Genomic DNA, 15,863 nt, shown 5'->3' with positions numbered 1-15,863 from the left:
CTGTAGGAGTGAGCCTGCTCGCGATGGCGATCCATCAGCCACCAAAAATTCTGGCTTGATTCTCCTGACGAAAAGGCGCCACACCCATGTCCCTGCACCTGATCATCGGCGACAAACTGCTTTCCTCCTGGTCCCTGCGTGCCGCCCTGGCGCTCGAACTGACCGGCGCACCCTACAGTGAAGAACTGATCAAACTCGGCAAGCCCGACACCCGCGCGCTGCTGCTCAAGCATTCGCCGACCGCTAAAGTCCCGCTGCTGCAAACGGCGCGCGGCACCATCGCCGACTCACTGGCCATCGCCGAATACCTCGCCGAGACGTTCCCGTCCGAGCAACTATGGCCCAGCGACATTTTCGCCCGTGCCCAGGCCCGATCCGCCTGCGCTCAAATGCACAGCGGCTTCTTCGCCATGCGCAATCACATGCCGTTCAACCTCAACCATGACGCACCGCTGAACCCGGTACCGCCAGAAGTAAAGGTCGACATCGAACGCATGCTCGCGCTGTGGGCCGAGTGCCGTGCCGCCGCCACCGAGAACGGGCCGTATCTGTTTGGTCGCGTGAGTTTGGCCGATGCGTTCTTCGCGCCGATTGCCGTGCGTCTGCGCACCTACCAAGTGCAGCTGCCCGCCGCCGACGAAGCCTATGTTGAAACCGTCTACCAATGGCCCGCCTTCAAGGCGTGGCAAAAGGCTGGACTGGAGGAGTTGAATCCGTGAAACGTGTACACGTCGCCGCTGCGGTCATTCGTGACGACAGTGGCAAAATCCTCATCGCCCGCCGCGCCGACACCCAGCATCAGGGTGGTCTGTGGGAGTTTCCCGGGGGCAAGGTCGAGGTTGACGAGTCGGTCGAAACTGCGCTGGCCCGGGAGCTGCACGAAGAGCTGGGCATCGTCGTTGGCGCCGCCCGCCCGCTGATCAAAGTGCGTCACGATTACCCGGACAAACAGGTGTTGCTGGATGTCTGGGAAGTGTCGGCATTCACCGGTGAACCACACGGTGCCGAGGGCCAGCCTTTGGCTTGGGTGACCGCGAAGGAGCTGGCGAACTATGAGTTCCCGGCCGCCAATCAGCCGATCGTTGCCGCCGCGCGTCTGCCTGCGGAGTACTTGATTACCCCGGAGGATCTGGAAACCCCGGCACTGCTGCGCGGTATCCAGAAGGCAATTGCCGGTGGGATCAAGTTGATCCAGCTGCGCGCACCGAACGGCTACGACCCCAAGTACCGCGATCTGGCTGTTGATGCGGTGGGGCTGTGTGCCGGCAAGGCGCAGTTGATGATCAAGGGGCCGTTCGAATGGCTCGGCGATTTCCCGTCTGCCGGATGGCACATCACCTCTGCACAGCTGCGTAAATATGCGGCGGCGGGGCGGCCGTTGCCGGCGGAGCGCTGGCTCGCGGCGTCGTGCCACAACGCTGAGGAATTGGCGTTGGCGGAACAGATGGGCGTGGATTTTGTGACCCTGTCGCCGGTGCAGCCGACGCTGACTCACCCGGATGCGCAGCCGCTGGGCTGGGAGCAGGCTGAGGCGTTGATTGAAGGCTTCAGTAAACCGGTGTTTCTGTTGGGTGGGGTTGGTCCGGCGGAGCGGGACAAGGCCTGGAATGTTGGCGCGCAGGGTGTCGCGGGGATTCGCGCGTTCTGGCCTGACTCTGTTTAACGGCTACTGACCTCATCGCGAGCAGGCTCACTCCTACAATTGACCGCGTTACTTCAGGTAGAACGCGGTCAACTGTAGGAGTGAACCTGCTCGCGAAGGCGGCCTGTCAGACGCTAGATTTCTGCAGGTTTCACCGCCGGTTGCCAAAGAATCTCCGCAATCCCCTGCCGCCGCGCAATCAACCGCGCCGCCACAAACAGCAAATCCGACAACCGATTGATATACGCCAGCCCAACCCCGGCCAACGGTTCCAGCGCATTCAGATGCTGACACCGCCGCTCGGCACTCCGCGCCAGGCTCCGGCAGACATGGGCTTGGGCAATCAGCATCGACCCGCCCGGCAAAATGAAATTCTCCAGCGGCCCCAGTTCTTCATTCCACACATCGATCGCAGTTTCCAGTCGTTCGATTTCTGCCGCGTTCAATGCCTGATACTCCGGCATCGCCAGCTCGCCGCCCAGATCGAACAGCCGATGCTGACAAGGCGCCAACACCTCGATCAGTTCATTCAGCCCCGGATACGTGTCGCGCTCGGCCAGCAACCCGGCCAGCAATACACCGACCTGACTGTTCAGCGTATCGACTTCACCAATTGCCTCGATGCGCGGGTGATCCTTGGGCACGCGACGGCCGTCACCCAGGCCGGTTTCGCCTTTGTCACCGGTGCGGGTGTAGATTTTCGACAGGCGAAAGCCCATGGGTTACCTCGATATTTGATTGGTTTCAGCAGCGATGGGCAGCGGTTGCGTCAGCGGCAGGCGCAAGGTGAAACAGGTGCCCTGGCCCGGTGCTGACTGCACTTCCATCTGTCCTTTGTGATTGTTGGTAATGATGAAGTACGACACCGACAAGCCAAGCCCGGTGCCCTGGCCGATTTCCTTGGTGGTGAAGAACGGCTCGAAGGTGCGTTTGCGCACGTTCTCGCTCATGCCGATGCCGTTGTCCTCGACCTGAATTTCGGCCCACGGTGGATTGAGCTTGGTGCGCAGGATGATCCGCCCCGGCTCACTGTCGTCTTCGCGCTGGTGAATCGCCTGCGCGGCGTTTTTCAGCAGATTGAGCAGCACCTGTTCCAGTTCGTTGGCGGTGCCCGGCACCGGGCCGAGCGCCGGGTCGAACTGGCGGATGATCGCCTGGCCCTTGAAGTCGAAACCGATGGCCAGGTCGAAGTCGTTGCCGGCGATTTCCACGGCTTGATCGATCAGTGCCGGCAGATCGCAGGGCGCCATCTGCCGGGTGCTGCGGCGGCTGAAGCTGAGCATGTGCGTGACGATTTTCGCTGCCCGAGCGCCGGCCTGTTGAATGCCATCCATCAGTTGCGGCACTTCGCGGCCCTGCAGGTAGCGGTTCACCGTGTCCAGGTCGATGTTCAGTTGCTCGGCGGTTTCGAGGTTCTTCGGCAGGTCGGCGGACAGGCGTCGACGGATGTTTTGCACGTTGTGCAGGATCGCGCCCAGCGGGTTGTTGATCTCGTGGGCCATGCCGGCGGCGAGGCCACCGACTGAGAGCATTTTTTCCGACTGCACCATCATTTCTTCCAGCGACAAACGCTGGGTGATGTCATCGATGCGGATCACCACGCCACGCCCGGCACCGCCCATCAATGGATAGAACGTCAGCGCGTAATGCTTCGGTTCTTCATCCTTGAACCAGGTTACCCGCTCGATTTTCGCCACGGTGTGCTGCTCGACCGTCTGCTTGAGTTGCGGCAGAAACGGCTTGAGCGGTTCGAAGGCAAGGAAAATTGGCTGGTTCAGTGCCTCGTCCAGTCGTGTGCCGGAGAGGGCACTGGCTTCCTGGTTCCACTGGGTGACGTAGAGCTGCTCGTCGAGGGCGATCAGTGCCGAGGGCATAGAGTCGATGATGCTGTTGAGGTAATTCTGGAAACCGGTGAGCTTCTTCTCGATCTTGCTGCGCACCTGGACTTCCAGTTCCAGCTTGCGGTTGGTGTGGCGGGTTTCCTCGGCCAGACCCTGGGCCTGATCGTAGGCGGCTTGCGAGTCATCGCGGGCGCGCTTGAGTTGCTGTTCGCGGGCTTCGATGCGCGACAGCATGGTGTTGAACGCCTCCGCCAGACTGCCGATTTCGTCGTGGTTGCCGCGTGAGGCGCGCAGGGCGTAATTCTCTTCGCGGGTCACCTGACGCGACAATTCCTCAAGCTGATGAATCGGTCGGGTGATCAGACGTTTGATCTGCCGGGCTATCACCAGCCACAACAACACGCTGAAAATCAGAATGCCGAGGCTGGCGGTCAGCGTGCCGGTGTAGAACGCCATCGGCAACTCGCTGCTGGCCACCAGCAACAGATGGCCCGGCGCAGTGCCGGGGCGGGGCAGGGTGATCAACTGGTTGCTGCGAAATTCGGTCAGTTGCCACGCTTCGATGTGCCGATAACGTTCCGGCAGGCTGAGTTTGTCGCCGTGCTGGACTTGCGCCAAGCGTTCGCCCTTGCCGTCATACAGCGCGGCGGCGCGCAGCGGTGAGTAGCTGTCGAGCTCTTTGAGCAGGCGCTCGGCGCTTTGCGGTGATTGCAGGGCCTCGCTGACCAGACTCGGGTTGGCAATCAGTCGGCCGATGGTCTGCAAGGCCTGCGGTGCCATGCTTTCCTGGGAGATGTAATAGGCGGCGCTGATAAAGGTCAGGTTGGCGACCAGCAGAACCGTGGTCAACAGCACCAGCAGGGCGGCCAGCAGTTTCTGGCCGACCGGCAGGTTTTCGAGGCGCTGGCGCAATGGCATCAGGTTTATCGCAGCAAAGGAACAAGTGGCCAGCGTAGCCGCTGCTCAGTCGCTGGGCAATCCACGGCTGTTCAGATGCGCGATCAGCCGCTGCTGCAATTGATTGAGGTGCGGCAGGTTCAACTGGTGGCGCGCAGCGACTTTGCAGGCGTGGCCCAATAGATAGCTGATTTCGGTGCGGCGTTGATTGGCGACGTCCTGATACATCGATGAGTAATTGGCGGCGGTGGCGTGGATGACCCGTTCGACTTCCTCTTGCAGATTGTCGGCGGCGGCGGGTTGGCCGCAACGCTCCAGCAACTCGGCCAGTTCAGCGCACAGGGTGGCGACTTCGCAATGGTGTTCCTGCAAACCACCGTTGCGGCAATTGTGCAGCACGGTCAACGGATTGATCGCACAGTTGAGCGCCAGTTTGCGCCACAGCCGCGTGAGGATATCGGTGCTCCATTCGTGGGGGATTTTCGCCGCGTCGAGATCATCCAGCCAGATCGGCGCGACGGGATGGCCGGCGTCGCCCAGCCAGGTGAAACCGTGGCCGGCAAACACTACGCGCCATTCGCCATCGCGAAACGCGCCTTCTGTACTGGAAGCGCTGATGCAGCGTGCCAATGGCACAAGGTTGGCGACGGCGTCCTGACTGCCGAGGCCGTTTTGCAGAAGGATCAGTTCGGCGTCCGCTGTCAGCCGTGGGGCGAGGCGGGCGACGGCGTTTTCTGCGTCGTAGGCTTTGCAGGCTACCAGCAAACGGCTGATCGGCTCGGGACTGTCGGGTGTTTCGCCGGGAACCGCATAGCTGCTCGCCACACCTTGCTCCACCAGCGTCAAGCCGCCCGCAGCTTGATAGCTTTGCAAGCGTTCGGCATCACGCACGATCAGTCTGACCGGCAGGCCGGCGCGAGCCAGACGTGTGGCCCACAGTGTGCCGAGACTGCCGGCGCCGAGAATATGCCAGGGGGTGGCCATCAGTTTTTTGCTCGATTGCGTACAGGCATGTGCGGCTCGCCGTGTCGGTGGGAAAAGACCCGTTATAATGAGCCCGATTTTAACCGCAAGCCAAGCGCGCTCCATCCACATCGAGCGCGCCTTTTTATTGGAGAGATTACATGCCGTCGTTCGACGTGGTATCCGAACTGGACAAACACGAACTCACCAACGCGGTCGAGAACGCCGTGAAGGAACTCGATCGTCGTTATGACCTGAAAGGCAAAGGCAGCTTCGAGTTCAAGGAAAAGGACCTGACCGTCAGCCTGACCGCTGAAGCCGGGTTCCAGCTGGAAGCAATGATCGAAATCCTCAAGCTGGCGCTGGTCAAGCGCAAGATCGACGTGCAGTGCCTTGAGGTCAAGGACGCTTACGCATCGGGCAAACTGATGAAGCAGGACGCGGTACTTAAGGAAGGCATCGACAAGGAACTGGCGAAGAAAATCGTCGGCCACATCAAGGATGTCAAGCTCAAAGTGCAGGCGGCCATTCAGGGCGAGCAAGTACGCGTGACCGGCAAGAAGCGTGATGACCTGCAAGAAGCCATCGCGGCGCTGCGTGCCAAGGAATTCGGCATGCCGCTACAGTTCAACAACTTCCGCGACTAAGCTCGGTCAGATGACCTGTGGGAGCGAGCCTGCTCGCGAAGGCTGTATGTCATTCAATAATGAGTTGACTGACACACCGTCTTCGCGAGCAGGCTCGCTCCCACATTGTTTTGTGTACACCCGGCGGTTTTCTGCCGCTTATTTTTCGCGTGCCGAATGGCCGGAAATCAGGAGATAGAACATGGATTTGAATGCTGAGGTGGACAACCTGGTCAAGGCATCCCAGGCGTGGATCCCGATGATCATGGAATATGGCAGCCGCGTGCTGTTGGCAGTGATTACCCTGGCCATCGGCTGGTGGCTGATCAACAAGGTCACGCAAAAACTCGGCGGTCTGCTGGCCCTGCGTAATGCCGATCTGGCGCTGCAAGGCTTTATCAGCAGCTTGGCGAACATCATTCTCAAAGTGCTGCTGATTGTCAGCGTCGCTTCGATGATCGGTGTTGAAACCACCTCTTTCGTTGCCGCGATCGGTGCGGCCGGTCTGGCGATCGGCTTGGCGTTGCAGGGCAGTCTGGCGAACTTCGCCGGCGGCGTGCTGATTCTGCTGTTCCGTCCGTTCCGTATCGGTGACTGGATCGAAGCGCAAGGCGTGTCGGGTACGGTCGACAGCATCCAGATTTTCCACACCGTGCTGCGTACCGGCGACAACAAGACCATCATCGTACCGAACGGCAATCTGTCGAACGGCATTATCACCAACACCAATCGTCAGCCAACCCGCAAAGTGGTGTTCGATGTCGGTGTGGATTACGAAGCTGATCTGCAAAAAGCGCGTCAGGTACTGCTGGATCTGGCCAAGGATGAGCGTGTGTTGCACGATCCTGAGCCACAGGCCGTGATTTCGACGCTGGGTGACAGTTCGATCACTGTTTCCCTGCGTGTGTGGGTTAAAACTGCAGACTATTGGGACGTGATGTTCATGTTTAACGAACAGTCGCGTGACCGTTTAAAGACTGCCGGTATTGATATTCCTTTTCCACAACGCGTGATACGTGTGGTACAGGAATCGGTCACACAATGATAGGTTGCTAATTAATTGCCTGACTTATCGGTCAGGCAACTATTGCAAGTGACAGGCAACAAAAAAGGCCCATCGCAAGATGGGCCTTTTTTTATGCTTCCAAACTAACCACTGACGATTACAAGATGTTCAGTGGGTATTCGGTGATCAGACGGAACTCTTTGACGTCGCCTTCGCCTTCGTCAGCGTTGGCAGTGTGCCAGGCTTGACGAATGCGGAAGGACAGGTCTTTAGCCGGGCCAGACTGAACAACATACTTGGCTTCGAAGTTGGTTTCGTGGTGTTTGCCATCTTCACCGTACAGCGGAGCGCCAGTGTTGGTGCGGTATTGGCTGTTAGCAGCCAGACCGGTACCGTCGATGTCCCAACCTTTAACGTAACGAACCATGAAGCTCAGGCCTGGAACGCCGTACTCAGCCATTTTCAGGTCGTAACGGGCTTGCACGGATTTCTCGCCAGGACCGTTGAAGTCAGAGTACTGGATGGAGTTGGCGAGGAAGATCGAGTCGCCACCACGGTTGTTTTTACCCACACCGACGTAGTCGAACGGGGTATCGCCGTTGACCTTCTGGAAGGCCAGGGTGAAGGTGTGTGCTTTCAGGAACGACAGCGCGGTTGCCAGGGAGAAGGCAGTGTTGCTGATGTCACCCGCCAGCTTGTCACCGGTGTCGGTGGTGCGGTAGATGTTGAAGTCAGTGTTCAGCGAAGTGTCGCCACCGAATGGAGTGGTGAGGTTCACGTTGGCGTAGTACTGGTTCCAGATGTCTTCCAGCTTGGCGCCGTAGAGCGATGCGCTCAGGTTTTCGGTGATGCCGTATTTGCCACCGAAATAGTCGATGGTCTTGGCTTCCTGGCCTGCGTAGTTAGCGTACAGGCCGCCATCACGGGCGTTTTTGTCCTGGCTGGTCGCCGAGTAGAAGTGACCGGCTTCGAGGTCAAGGTCTTTGACTTCGCTGCTCTGCAACTGGAAGCCGCTGGCAGATTGAGGAATTATGCGGGAACCACCGACAGCGAACACTGGAGCAGTGCTTGGCTGTTGGTCACCGATTTTCAATTCGGTTTTGGAGATGCGGAATTTAACGGCAGCACCGGCTTTACCTTGGCTGTCGTTAACGTCGTGAGCATAGCCGTTAGCCTTCAGAGTGTCGCTACGGCTCATGTTGCCAGTGCCGGAAGTGCCGTCACCGCCATCCAGTTTGATCGCCAGGTAACCGAATGCATCGATACCTACGCCGACAGTACCTTGGGTGTAACCGGAGGTGAAATTACCCAGAAAGCCTTGGGTCCAGTCTTTCTGATCATGGCCACCGTCTTTGTTGTCGCGGTTGAAGTAGTAGTTCTTCAACGTCTCGGTGAGTTTCGCGTCTTCAACAAAACCTTTGGCTTCAGACTGGTCACTTACAAACGGTGCGGCCGTAGCCATTTGAGTACTGGCGGCTGCAGCAACTGCCAGTGCGATCATGCTCCACTTCATCACGCGCATCGTGATTTGCTCCTTTGGTTTTAGAAGAGTACTGCCGTCCCACCTGTTTTATTATCTGGGCGGCTCTTTCTTTTTGTGTCGGCGCAAACTTATATCACGCCGACAATGTTGGCGATACTTGCGAATCTAACCTTTCAGCTTCTTTACGACGTTGTCGCAAATGGCGCGGTGGATGTCGCAAATTCACAGTACCAATGCAGCCGGACTGACAACTTTCTCGCTGTTTATGGGCCTTTTTGCATCGGTAAAAAAGAGTCCCTGGCAAAACACTTGAATCTCCATCGGGCAACCCTGCCACTGTTCTTATGGGGCTTAAGGCATCCACTTCCAGTGGTGCGCTTATAGTCCATATGGGTACGAATGCAACAAGCGTGCACAAACCGCGATTTCGTTGCGGTTATTTTTCTGAACACCCGCCTGCGCTTGTGAAAACCTTGTGAAAGCTGGGCTTCAAGCCTGATTTTTTCTGTGCTTGACGCCATTCCTCCTATGGTGTTGCCACGCCGAGAAACGCGCGTGACAACCAAAAACGTTACCGGTTCACCCCGCCAGTGAGTATTTGGCGGATGCCCGACGCAGTGAGCGTAGACGCACTGTGCGGTTTTGGTGCAAAAAAATTTACAGCTGTTCTGAATTCATACAGCTTGAAGGAACATGACGCTGCACGTCTCTGCTGATTCTGGTCATTTTTTCGCGCTGAACGTCGATGTTGGTTCCGTGCTGGTGCGTCGCGCTCACAAATGTCACATCTCGGGGCGTTGGCAGAGCGACGGGATTCACCGTCGTCGTGAAGGCTGGCGCATTCGCAGGTATGCTGCCGTCCTGTCGCTTGGTGCGCTGTCCATCGGGATGCCGCTAAGCTGAATAATGATCAGCCGGGAGTGCGCGCAGTGTTTGCTTTAGATTCACGACTTCAACAGGACACGCTGACGATCGGTGATTTCCCTCTCTGCCGACTGCTGTTGTCCAATGATGCCAATTACCCTTGGTTCATTCTGGTGCCTCGTCGGGACGATATCAGTGAGTTGTTTCAGTTGGATGTCGCCGACCAACAGCAGTTTTGGCAGGAAACCACCGCGCTGGCTGAGCTGCTCAAGGATTTGTTCGATGCAGACAAAATGAACGTCGCGACCTTGGGTAACGTTGTCAGTCAGATGCATATGCATGTGATTGTGCGCAAACGTGACGACGCAGCCTGGCCGGCGCCGGTCTGGGGCAAACACCCGGCCAAGCCTTACAGTACCGAGCAGGTCGCTGCCATTCGCGAACGGTTGCGGCTGGTCCTGACCGAGCATTTCACCTTTGTGGAGGGCTGAGTCATGAGCCTGGAAGAACGCGTTACCGATCTGGAAAGCCGCCTGGCGTTTCAGGATGACACCATTCAGGCGTTGAACGACGTGCTGGTTGCTCAGCAGCGTGTGGTCGAGCGTCTGCAATTGCAGATGGCAGCCCTGCTCAAGCGTCAGGAAGAGATGGTTGGCCAGTTCGAGTCCTTTGAGGATGAGGCGCCACCGCCGCACTATTGAGGCGGGTACTTTTCAGCAGGCGTAAAAAAACCGCGAACAGCACGCTGTTCGCGGTTTTTTCATGCCTGAATCAGCGTCGCGGCAGAGCGGCGATCACGTCCTCGGCTTGCAGGCCCTTGTCCCGGTTCATTACCGAGAACTCCACGCGCTGGCCTTCGACCAGTACGCGGTGACCTTCGCCACGGATCGCGCGAAAGTGCACGAAAATATCATCGCCGGAATCCCGGGAGATAAAACCGAAGCCTTTGGAAGTGTTGAACCACTTGACGGTACCGGTATCGCGATTGGTCATGTCATAGCTGGTTGGAGCGGCAGCCGGTGAAGAACGATAGAAGCTCACAGCCAGGTGCAAGACCACGGCAACCAGCGAGATCACCAGGGTGAACAGCACGGCTGGCTGACCGGCGATGACGGGCATCGGGGCGATCAGGGTCAAGGTTTGCAGGACGACGGTCAGTACCAGCAGCGCGCTGACCAGGTTTTGCAGATGCTGACGAGGGCCTTTGTTCCAGAAAGGAATCACTGGGGCGATCACCAGGTTGAGCAGGCCGAAAAAGGCCAGGTAAAGTGCATCGGGTTGTTGCAGGTAGGGAACAGCTTCGGATTTCAAGCTGGGTATGAACGACAGCAGCAAGGCTGCTGCGCCCATTAGCAGGTGGACGATTTTCAACATTTTGATTGGCTCACGTTTATGACGGCTCACAAGGAAGAGCTGAAGGCGCACGGTTCGCTTCGGAACAAAATAAGAGGCGGTGGACACGTTCACGGCATCAGCCTATGCGCAACACCCCGAAAAATGGGGCATGGCGACACACTGCCTATTTAACAGCAAAGCCTGCGGCTACTCAAATCAGCCCGGCCAGCGGCAGGTGTCGGTCGATTTGTCGCAGCACCTGCACCCGATCCGGGCTGCGGGGAGTCGGCAGGCTTGCTAGAGTGGGTCTGCACCTGTTGGATGAATTCAATCGCCGTTAGGGGGTAAACATGGCAATCGATATCGGTATCAGTGAAGAAGACCGCAAGTCCATCGTCGAAGGCTTATCGCGTCTGCTGTCGGACACCTACGTGCTGTATCTGAAAACCCACAACTTCCACTGGAACGTCACCGGCCCGATGTTTCGCACGCTGCACTTGATGTTCGAAGAGCAATACAACGAACTGGCGCTGGCCGTTGATTTGATTGCCGAGCGTATTCGCGCCTTGGGCTTTCCGGCACCGGGCGCCTACGCCACGTACGCGCGCCTTTCTTCTATCAAGGAGGAAGTCGGCGTACCGAGTGCTGAAGACATGATCAAGCAACTGGTCGATGGCCAGGAAGCCGTGACCCGCACCGCGCGTGGCATCTTCCCGCTGCTCGACAAGGTCAGCGATGAGCCGACCGCCGACCTGCTGACCCAGCGCATGCAGGTTCACGAGAAAACTGCGTGGATGCTGCGCGCATTGCTGGAAGCTTAATCCTGCGGGCGCGCAGGCCAGCATTCGAAGGACTGCGCGCTGTCCGGAATCTTACCTGTATCGTTGGCTTATCCTACGGAGATGGTCAATAAGTCGTCTGGCTATAACTTTGTGTCTGCGCTTTTATGAAAGCCACAGGATGTGACTTTTCAAACAAGCAGAGATGGCAAAGGAGTGTCACCGATATGGTAGAGGGAGACAGGCGAGGCGACAGGATTGTCGGCTTGCCACATGAATTGAAAGTCGATCCGTTCGTCAACGAATTCGACATGGCACTGGTTCAGCCATCGTCACGATCCGTGCGTCTGAACGGTTATGCGACCTGCCTGCGGCTGGAGCGGGTCTACTGGAACATCCTCGGCAAAATGGCCGCAGACAACTGCTGTTCGATCAGCTCGCTGTTGTCCCACGTCGACCGTGAAGTGCATTTGCGTCACGGCGGGGTGAGAAATTTCAGCGCGCTGGTGCGGGTGGTGTGTGTCATGAACGGCGTCAAGCACGGTGCACCTGCCTAATCGCTCTGAAGCGGCGGTTGCAAACGAGGTCGCGGCCTGTGCAGTCTTACGGCTGCACAGGCCGCATTTAATCGATATAATCCCGCTCTTTCGCCGCAAAGCCCTGCGCGCGGTGGCAATCTGATCGCCGAGACACCCCCATGCCGATGTACGATTATCAATGTGCTTCCTGTGGTCATCAGTTGGAAGCCATTCAAAAGATCAGCGAGGCCCCGCTGGTCGACTGCCCTGCCTGTCAGGCGCCAGAGCTCAAGAAACAACTGTCGATGCCAGGCTTTCGCCTCAGTGGCGGCGGTTGGTACGAAACCGATTTCAAGACCGGCGCCAAGAAGAACCTGGCCGGTGGCGACAAATCTGACTAGGGTTCAACCTCAGGTTGAACGACACGCGTGAGTTCCGCATTGCTTGAAAAGCAACGGGAGCTCCACCGAATTTTTCGAATTACGAGAAGCGAACCACGACCATGATGCGCAGCCACTATTGCGGCCAACTGAACGAAAGCCTGGAAGGCCAGGAAATTACCCTTTGCGGATGGGTTCACCGTCGTCGCGACCACGGCGGGGTGATTTTCCTCGATATCCGTGATCGTGACGGTCTGGCCCAGGTGGTTTTCGATCCGGATCGCGCCGAGAGCTTCGCCGCTGCCGATCGCGTGCGCAGCGAATACGTCGTGAAGATCACCGGCAAGGTGCGTCTGCGTCCGGCCGGTGCCACCAACGCCAACATGGCGTCGGGCATGATCGAAGTGCTGGGTTACGAACTGGAAGTGCTGAACGAGTCGGAAACCCCGCCGTTCCCGCTGAACGAGTTCTCCGACGTCGGCGAAGAAACCCGTCTGCGTTATCGCTTCCTCGACCTGCGTCGTCCGGAAATGGCCGAGAAGCTGCGTCTGCGTTCGCGCATGACCACCAGCATCCGTCGCTTCCTCGACGAGAACGGCTTCCTCGACGTCGAAACGCCGATCCTGACCCGTGCGACTCCTGAAGGCGCACGTGACTATCTGGTGCCAAGCCGTACCCACGCCGGTTCGTTCTTCGCCCTGCCGCAATCGCCGCAGCTGTTCAAGCAACTGCTGATGGTCGCCGGTTTCGACCGTTACTACCAGATCGCCAAGTGCTTCCGCGACGAAGACCTGCGCGCTGACCGTCAGCCAGAATTCACCCAGATCGACATCGAGACCAGCTTCCTCGATGAAAAAGAGATCATGGGCCTGACCGAAGAAATGATCCGCAACCTGTTCAAGGAAGTGCTGGGTCTGGAATTCGGCGACTTCCCGCACATGACTTTCGAAGAAGCCATGCGCCGTTACGGTTCCGACAAGCCAGACCTGCGTAACCCGCTGGAACTGGTCGACGTTGCCGATCAACTGAAAGAAGTCGATTTCAAAGTGTTCAGCGGCCCGGCCAATGATCCGAAATGCCGTATCGCTGCTCTGCGCGTTCCAGGCGGGGCGAGCATGCCGCGCAAGCAGATCGACGATTACACCAAGTTCGTTGGCATCTACGGTGCCAAGGGCCTGGCGTACATCAAGGTCAACGAGCGCGCTGCCGGTGTTGACGGTCTGCAATCGCCGATCGTGAAAAACATCCCGCTGGAAAACCTCAACGCCATCCTTGATCGCGTGGGTGCTGTTGACGGCGACATCGTGTTCTTCGGCGCCGACAAGGCCAAGATCGTCAGCGAAGCATTGGGCGCACTGCGCATCAAGCTCGGTCACGACCTCAAGCTGCTGACCTGCGAGTGGGCGCCAATGTGGGTCGTCGACTTCCCGATGTTCGAAGAAAACGACGACGGTAGCTTCTCCGCGCTGCACCACCCGTTCACCGCGCCGAAGTGCTCTCCTGAAGAGCTGGAAGCCAACCCGGCTGGCGCTCTGTCCCGCGCGTACGACATGGTGCTGAACGGCACTGAGCTGGGTGGCGGTTCGATCCGTATCCACCGCAAGGAAATGCAGCAAGCGGTATTCCGTCTGCTGGGTATCAATGAAGCGGAACAGGAAGAGAAGTTCGGCTTCCTGCTCGATGCGCTGAAGTACGGTGCACCGCCGCACGGTGGTCTGGCCTTCGGTCTGGATCGTCTGGTGATGCTGATGACCGGCGCCCAGTCGATCCGTGAAGTGATCGCCTTCCCGAAAACCCAGAGTGCTGCCGACGTGATGACGCAAGCGCCGGGTGTGGTGGATGCCAAGGCACTGCGCGAACTGCACATTCGTTTGCGCGAAACGCCAAAGGCTGAGTAAGACGGGCCTGAAGGCGCATCTTCGGATGCGCCTTTTTTCTTTCTATAGAGAGCAGGTCGAGATTTTTTGTTTGCTGGCCGCTGCATGAGCAGGGCGGGCAACGTTTCAAAGAGAATTCGGAGCGAGTTATGGCAGGTCATTCCAAGTGGGCGAACATCAAGCACCGCAAAGAACGTCAGGATGCCAAGAGAGGCAAGATCTTCACCAAGTGGATCCGCGAACTGACCGTTGCGGCCCGCCAGGGCGGCGGTGACCCGGGCTCCAACCCGCGTCTGCGTCTGGCGCTGGACAAGGCGCTGAGCGCGAACATGAGCCGCGACATCATCGATCGTGCCGTCGCGCGTGGCGCCGGTGCCACCGAAGCGGACAACGTTGAAGAGCTGACCTACGAAGGTTACGGCCCGGGCGGTGTAGCGGTGATGGTCGAGTGCATGACCGACAACCGCAACCGTACTGCGGCAGCCGTTCGTCATGCGTTCAGCAAATGTGGTGGCAACCTCGGCACCGACGGTTCGGTGGCTTACCTGTTCGAGCGCAAAGGCCAGATCAGCTTCGCGCCGGGCGTTGATGAGGACGCACTGACCGAAGCGGCGCTGGAAGCCGATGCCGACGACGTGGTCAGCCACGAAGACGGCTCGATCGATGTGTTCACCTCGTTCACCAGCTTCTATGCCGTGCGTAACGCGCTGGAAGCCGCCGGGTTCAAGGGTGATGATGCGGAAATCGTCATGCAGCCGACCACCAGCGCCGAACTGGATCTGGAAGGCGCGGAAAAGGTGCTCAAGCTGATCGACATGCTTGAGGATCTGGATGACGTGCAGAACGTCTATTCCAACGCGGATATTCCGGAAGACGTGGCCGCTCAGCTCGGTTAAGAGCGACTACGATTCAATGTGGGAGCGAGCCTGCTCGCGAAGGCGGATTTTCAGGCAACATCGTTGCTGATGATGAAACCGCTTTCGCGAGCAGGCTCGCTCCCACATTTGTTATGGGTTGATTTGAAAATCGTGCTTTTACCGAATCTGCAGGCGCTATGACTTTAATTCTTGGTATCGACCCCGGTTCGCGCATTACCGGTTACGGCATTGTTCGTGATACCGGGCGTGGTGGCTGCATCTATGTGGCTTCGGGCTGCATCCGTACCGGTGCGGGCGAGTTGCACGAACGTTTGCAAATCGTTTATCGCGGCGTACGCGAGATCATCCAGACTTACGGCCCGGTGACCATGGGCATCGAAAAAGTCTTCATGGCGAAAAACGCCGACTCCGCGCTGAAGCTCGGGCAGGCCCGTGGCGCCGCGATTGTTGCCGGTGCCGAAGAGTGCCTGGAAATCGCCGAGTACACGGCCACTCAGGTCAAGCAGGCGGTTGTGGGCACAGGCGCCGCGAATAAAGAACAAGTGCAGATGATGGTCATGCACATGCTCAAACTCACCAGCAAACCGCAAATCGATGCCTCGGACGCCCTTGCTATCGCCATTTGTCACGCACATACACGTTCCAGCCTGCTGCCGCACGGCTTGGGAACGGCACGCAGTCGTGGCGGGCGCCTGCGTCTCTGATAGCATCAGCATCAATTTTCCTGAAAGCGGATTTCTTGCGCCTGGGTCGTCGGCCCGGAATTCGCCTTTC

Annotated in this window: 18 protein-coding genes; 13 read left to right on the top strand and 5 right to left on the bottom strand. The window is 58.2% G+C overall.

What is annotated here, in order from left to right; all coding sequences use genetic code 11:
• Positions 1–86: 86 nt before the first annotated feature.
• Both VY732_RS23160 and VY732_RS23155 read left to right on the top strand, forming a co-directional pair.
• Positions 87–719, top strand: coding sequence for a glutathione S-transferase family protein (locus tag VY732_RS23160; protein ID WP_077574293.1), 633 nt, complete (start codon positions 87–89; stop codon positions 717–719).
• On the top strand, positions 716–1,663 hold the full coding sequence (locus VY732_RS23155; RefSeq protein WP_331691853.1) for a Nudix family hydrolase: 948 nt from the start codon (positions 716–718) through the stop codon (positions 1,661–1,663). Before VY732_RS23160 ends, VY732_RS23155 begins: the two co-directional genes overlap by 4 nt.
• Before the next feature lie 113 nt (positions 1,664–1,776).
• Here VY732_RS23155 and VY732_RS23150 read toward each other — a convergent pair whose 3' ends face one another.
• From VY732_RS23150 to VY732_RS23140, 3 genes are read right to left on the bottom strand one after another with little or no spacing between them, the layout of a single operon-like run.
• Positions 1,777–2,361, bottom strand: coding sequence for a cob(I)yrinic acid a,c-diamide adenosyltransferase (locus VY732_RS23150; RefSeq protein ID WP_331691852.1), 585 nt, complete (start codon positions 2,359–2,361; stop codon positions 1,777–1,779).
• Positions 2,362–2,364: 3 nt separating this feature from the next.
• Complete coding sequence (locus tag VY732_RS23145) at positions 2,365–4,401, bottom strand: sensor histidine kinase (RefSeq protein ID WP_331691851.1); 2,037 nt, start codon at positions 4,399–4,401, stop codon at positions 2,365–2,367.
• 45 nt (positions 4,402–4,446) lie between these two features.
• A complete protein-coding gene (locus VY732_RS23140; protein WP_331691850.1) occupies positions 4,447–5,364 on the bottom strand; it encodes a putative 2-dehydropantoate 2-reductase in 918 nt (305 codons plus the stop codon).
• A gap of 140 nt (positions 5,365–5,504) precedes the next feature.
• On the opposite strand from VY732_RS23140, the gene VY732_RS23135 reads away from it, so the two are divergent.
• Entirely contained in the window at positions 5,505–5,990 is a 486-nt protein-coding gene (locus VY732_RS23135) for a YajQ family cyclic di-GMP-binding protein (protein ID WP_077574288.1), read from the top strand.
• A gap of 181 nt (positions 5,991–6,171) precedes the next feature.
• Positions 6,172–7,014, top strand: a complete 843-nt coding sequence (locus VY732_RS23130) for a mechanosensitive ion channel family protein (RefSeq protein ID WP_116029981.1) — start codon at positions 6,172–6,174, stop codon at positions 7,012–7,014.
• A gap of 118 nt (positions 7,015–7,132) precedes the next feature.
• Here VY732_RS23130 and VY732_RS23125 read toward each other — a convergent pair whose 3' ends face one another.
• Positions 7,133–8,497: an OprD family porin gene (locus VY732_RS23125; protein ID WP_077574286.1), complete on the bottom strand. Its 1,365-nt coding sequence runs from the start codon at positions 8,495–8,497 to the stop codon at positions 7,133–7,135.
• Positions 8,498–9,151: 654 nt separating this feature from the next.
• Between VY732_RS23125 and VY732_RS23120 the strand changes: the two genes are divergently transcribed.
• From VY732_RS23120 to VY732_RS23110, 3 genes are read left to right on the top strand one after another with little or no spacing between them, the layout of a single operon-like run.
• Positions 9,152–9,361, top strand: a complete 210-nt coding sequence (locus VY732_RS23120) for a hypothetical protein (protein ID WP_331691849.1) — start codon at positions 9,152–9,154, stop codon at positions 9,359–9,361.
• Between the two features lie 26 nt (positions 9,362–9,387).
• Complete coding sequence (locus tag VY732_RS23115) at positions 9,388–9,813, top strand: HIT domain-containing protein (protein WP_077574284.1); 426 nt, start codon at positions 9,388–9,390, stop codon at positions 9,811–9,813.
• A 3-nt stretch (positions 9,814–9,816) separates the two neighbouring features.
• Positions 9,817–10,023, top strand: a complete 207-nt coding sequence (locus tag VY732_RS23110) for a SlyX family protein (protein WP_038366649.1) — start codon at positions 9,817–9,819, stop codon at positions 10,021–10,023.
• Between the two features lie 70 nt (positions 10,024–10,093).
• Here the strand turns inward: VY732_RS23110 and VY732_RS23105 are convergent, their stop codons facing one another.
• A complete protein-coding gene (locus VY732_RS23105; protein ID WP_331691848.1) occupies positions 10,094–10,696 on the bottom strand; it encodes a cold-shock protein in 603 nt (200 codons plus the stop codon).
• A gap of 311 nt (positions 10,697–11,007) precedes the next feature.
• On the opposite strand from VY732_RS23105, the gene VY732_RS23100 reads away from it, so the two are divergent.
• The 6 genes from VY732_RS23100 (at position 11,008) to ruvC (ending at position 15,793) form a co-directional block, all read left to right on the top strand.
• A complete protein-coding gene (locus tag VY732_RS23100) occupies positions 11,008–11,478 on the top strand; it encodes a Dps family protein (RefSeq protein WP_007912745.1) in 471 nt (156 codons plus the stop codon).
• Between the two features lie 185 nt (positions 11,479–11,663).
• A complete protein-coding gene (locus tag VY732_RS23095; protein ID WP_331691847.1) occupies positions 11,664–11,993 on the top strand; it encodes a ribbon-helix-helix domain-containing protein in 330 nt (109 codons plus the stop codon).
• Between the two features lie 140 nt (positions 11,994–12,133).
• Positions 12,134–12,355, top strand: a complete 222-nt coding sequence (locus tag VY732_RS23090) for an FmdB family zinc ribbon protein (protein ID WP_007912741.1) — start codon at positions 12,134–12,136, stop codon at positions 12,353–12,355.
• 101 nt (positions 12,356–12,456) lie between these two features.
• Positions 12,457–14,232 (top strand): aspartate--tRNA ligase, encoded by a 1,776-nt coding sequence (gene aspS / locus VY732_RS23085; RefSeq protein ID WP_095121315.1) that lies wholly within the window; start codon positions 12,457–12,459, stop codon positions 14,230–14,232.
• A 128-nt stretch (positions 14,233–14,360) separates the two neighbouring features.
• On the top strand, positions 14,361–15,107 hold the full coding sequence (locus VY732_RS23080) for a YebC/PmpR family DNA-binding transcriptional regulator (RefSeq protein WP_007912738.1): 747 nt from the start codon (positions 14,361–14,363) through the stop codon (positions 15,105–15,107).
• A gap of 158 nt (positions 15,108–15,265) precedes the next feature.
• A complete protein-coding gene (gene ruvC, locus VY732_RS23075) occupies positions 15,266–15,793 on the top strand; it encodes a crossover junction endodeoxyribonuclease RuvC (protein ID WP_007962095.1) in 528 nt (175 codons plus the stop codon).
• Positions 15,794–15,863 lie beyond the last annotated feature (70 nt).

The organism is Pseudomonas sp. ZY71 (genome assembly GCF_036542145.1).
In the GTDB taxonomy this organism is placed as follows: Bacteria; Pseudomonadota; Gammaproteobacteria; order Pseudomonadales; family Pseudomonadaceae; genus Aquipseudomonas; species Aquipseudomonas koreensis_A.
Note: the sequence above shows the minus strand (reverse complement) of the source record. Positions and strands in the feature narration are given on the sequence as shown.

Bases quoted from the DNA above. Each gene is read 5' to 3' on its own strand.
- VY732_RS23140 (WP_331691850.1), bottom strand. From the start codon at position 5,364: ATGGCCACCCCCTGGCATATTCTCGGCGCCGGCAGTCTCGGCACACTG.
- VY732_RS23125 (WP_077574286.1), bottom strand. From the start codon at position 8,497: ATGCGCGTGATGAAGTGGAGCATGATCGCACTGGCAGTTGCTGCAGCC.
- aspS (WP_095121315.1), top strand. From the start codon at position 12,457: ATGATGCGCAGCCACTATTGCGGCCAACTGAACGAAAGCCTGGAAGGC.
- VY732_RS23120 (WP_331691849.1), top strand. From the start codon at position 9,152: ATGACGCTGCACGTCTCTGCTGATTCTGGTCATTTTTTCGCGCTGAAC.
- VY732_RS23100 (WP_007912745.1), top strand. From the start codon at position 11,008: ATGGCAATCGATATCGGTATCAGTGAAGAAGACCGCAAGTCCATCGTC.
- VY732_RS23150 (WP_331691852.1), bottom strand. From the start codon at position 2,361: ATGGGCTTTCGCCTGTCGAAAATCTACACCCGCACCGGTGACAAAGGC.
- VY732_RS23105 (WP_331691848.1), bottom strand. From the start codon at position 10,696: ATGTTGAAAATCGTCCACCTGCTAATGGGCGCAGCAGCCTTGCTGCTG.
- VY732_RS23130 (WP_116029981.1), top strand. From the start codon at position 6,172: ATGGATTTGAATGCTGAGGTGGACAACCTGGTCAAGGCATCCCAGGCG.
- VY732_RS23095 (WP_331691847.1), top strand. From the start codon at position 11,664: ATGGTAGAGGGAGACAGGCGAGGCGACAGGATTGTCGGCTTGCCACAT.
- VY732_RS23135 (WP_077574288.1), top strand. From the start codon at position 5,505: ATGCCGTCGTTCGACGTGGTATCCGAACTGGACAAACACGAACTCACC.
- VY732_RS23110 (WP_038366649.1), top strand. From the start codon at position 9,817: ATGAGCCTGGAAGAACGCGTTACCGATCTGGAAAGCCGCCTGGCGTTT.
- VY732_RS23090 (WP_007912741.1), top strand. From the start codon at position 12,134: ATGCCGATGTACGATTATCAATGTGCTTCCTGTGGTCATCAGTTGGAA.
- ruvC (WP_007962095.1), top strand. From the start codon at position 15,266: ATGACTTTAATTCTTGGTATCGACCCCGGTTCGCGCATTACCGGTTAC.
- VY732_RS23145 (WP_331691851.1), bottom strand. From the start codon at position 4,401: ATGCCATTGCGCCAGCGCCTCGAAAACCTGCCGGTCGGCCAGAAACTG.
- VY732_RS23080 (WP_007912738.1), top strand. From the start codon at position 14,361: ATGGCAGGTCATTCCAAGTGGGCGAACATCAAGCACCGCAAAGAACGT.
- VY732_RS23160 (WP_077574293.1), top strand. From the start codon at position 87: ATGTCCCTGCACCTGATCATCGGCGACAAACTGCTTTCCTCCTGGTCC.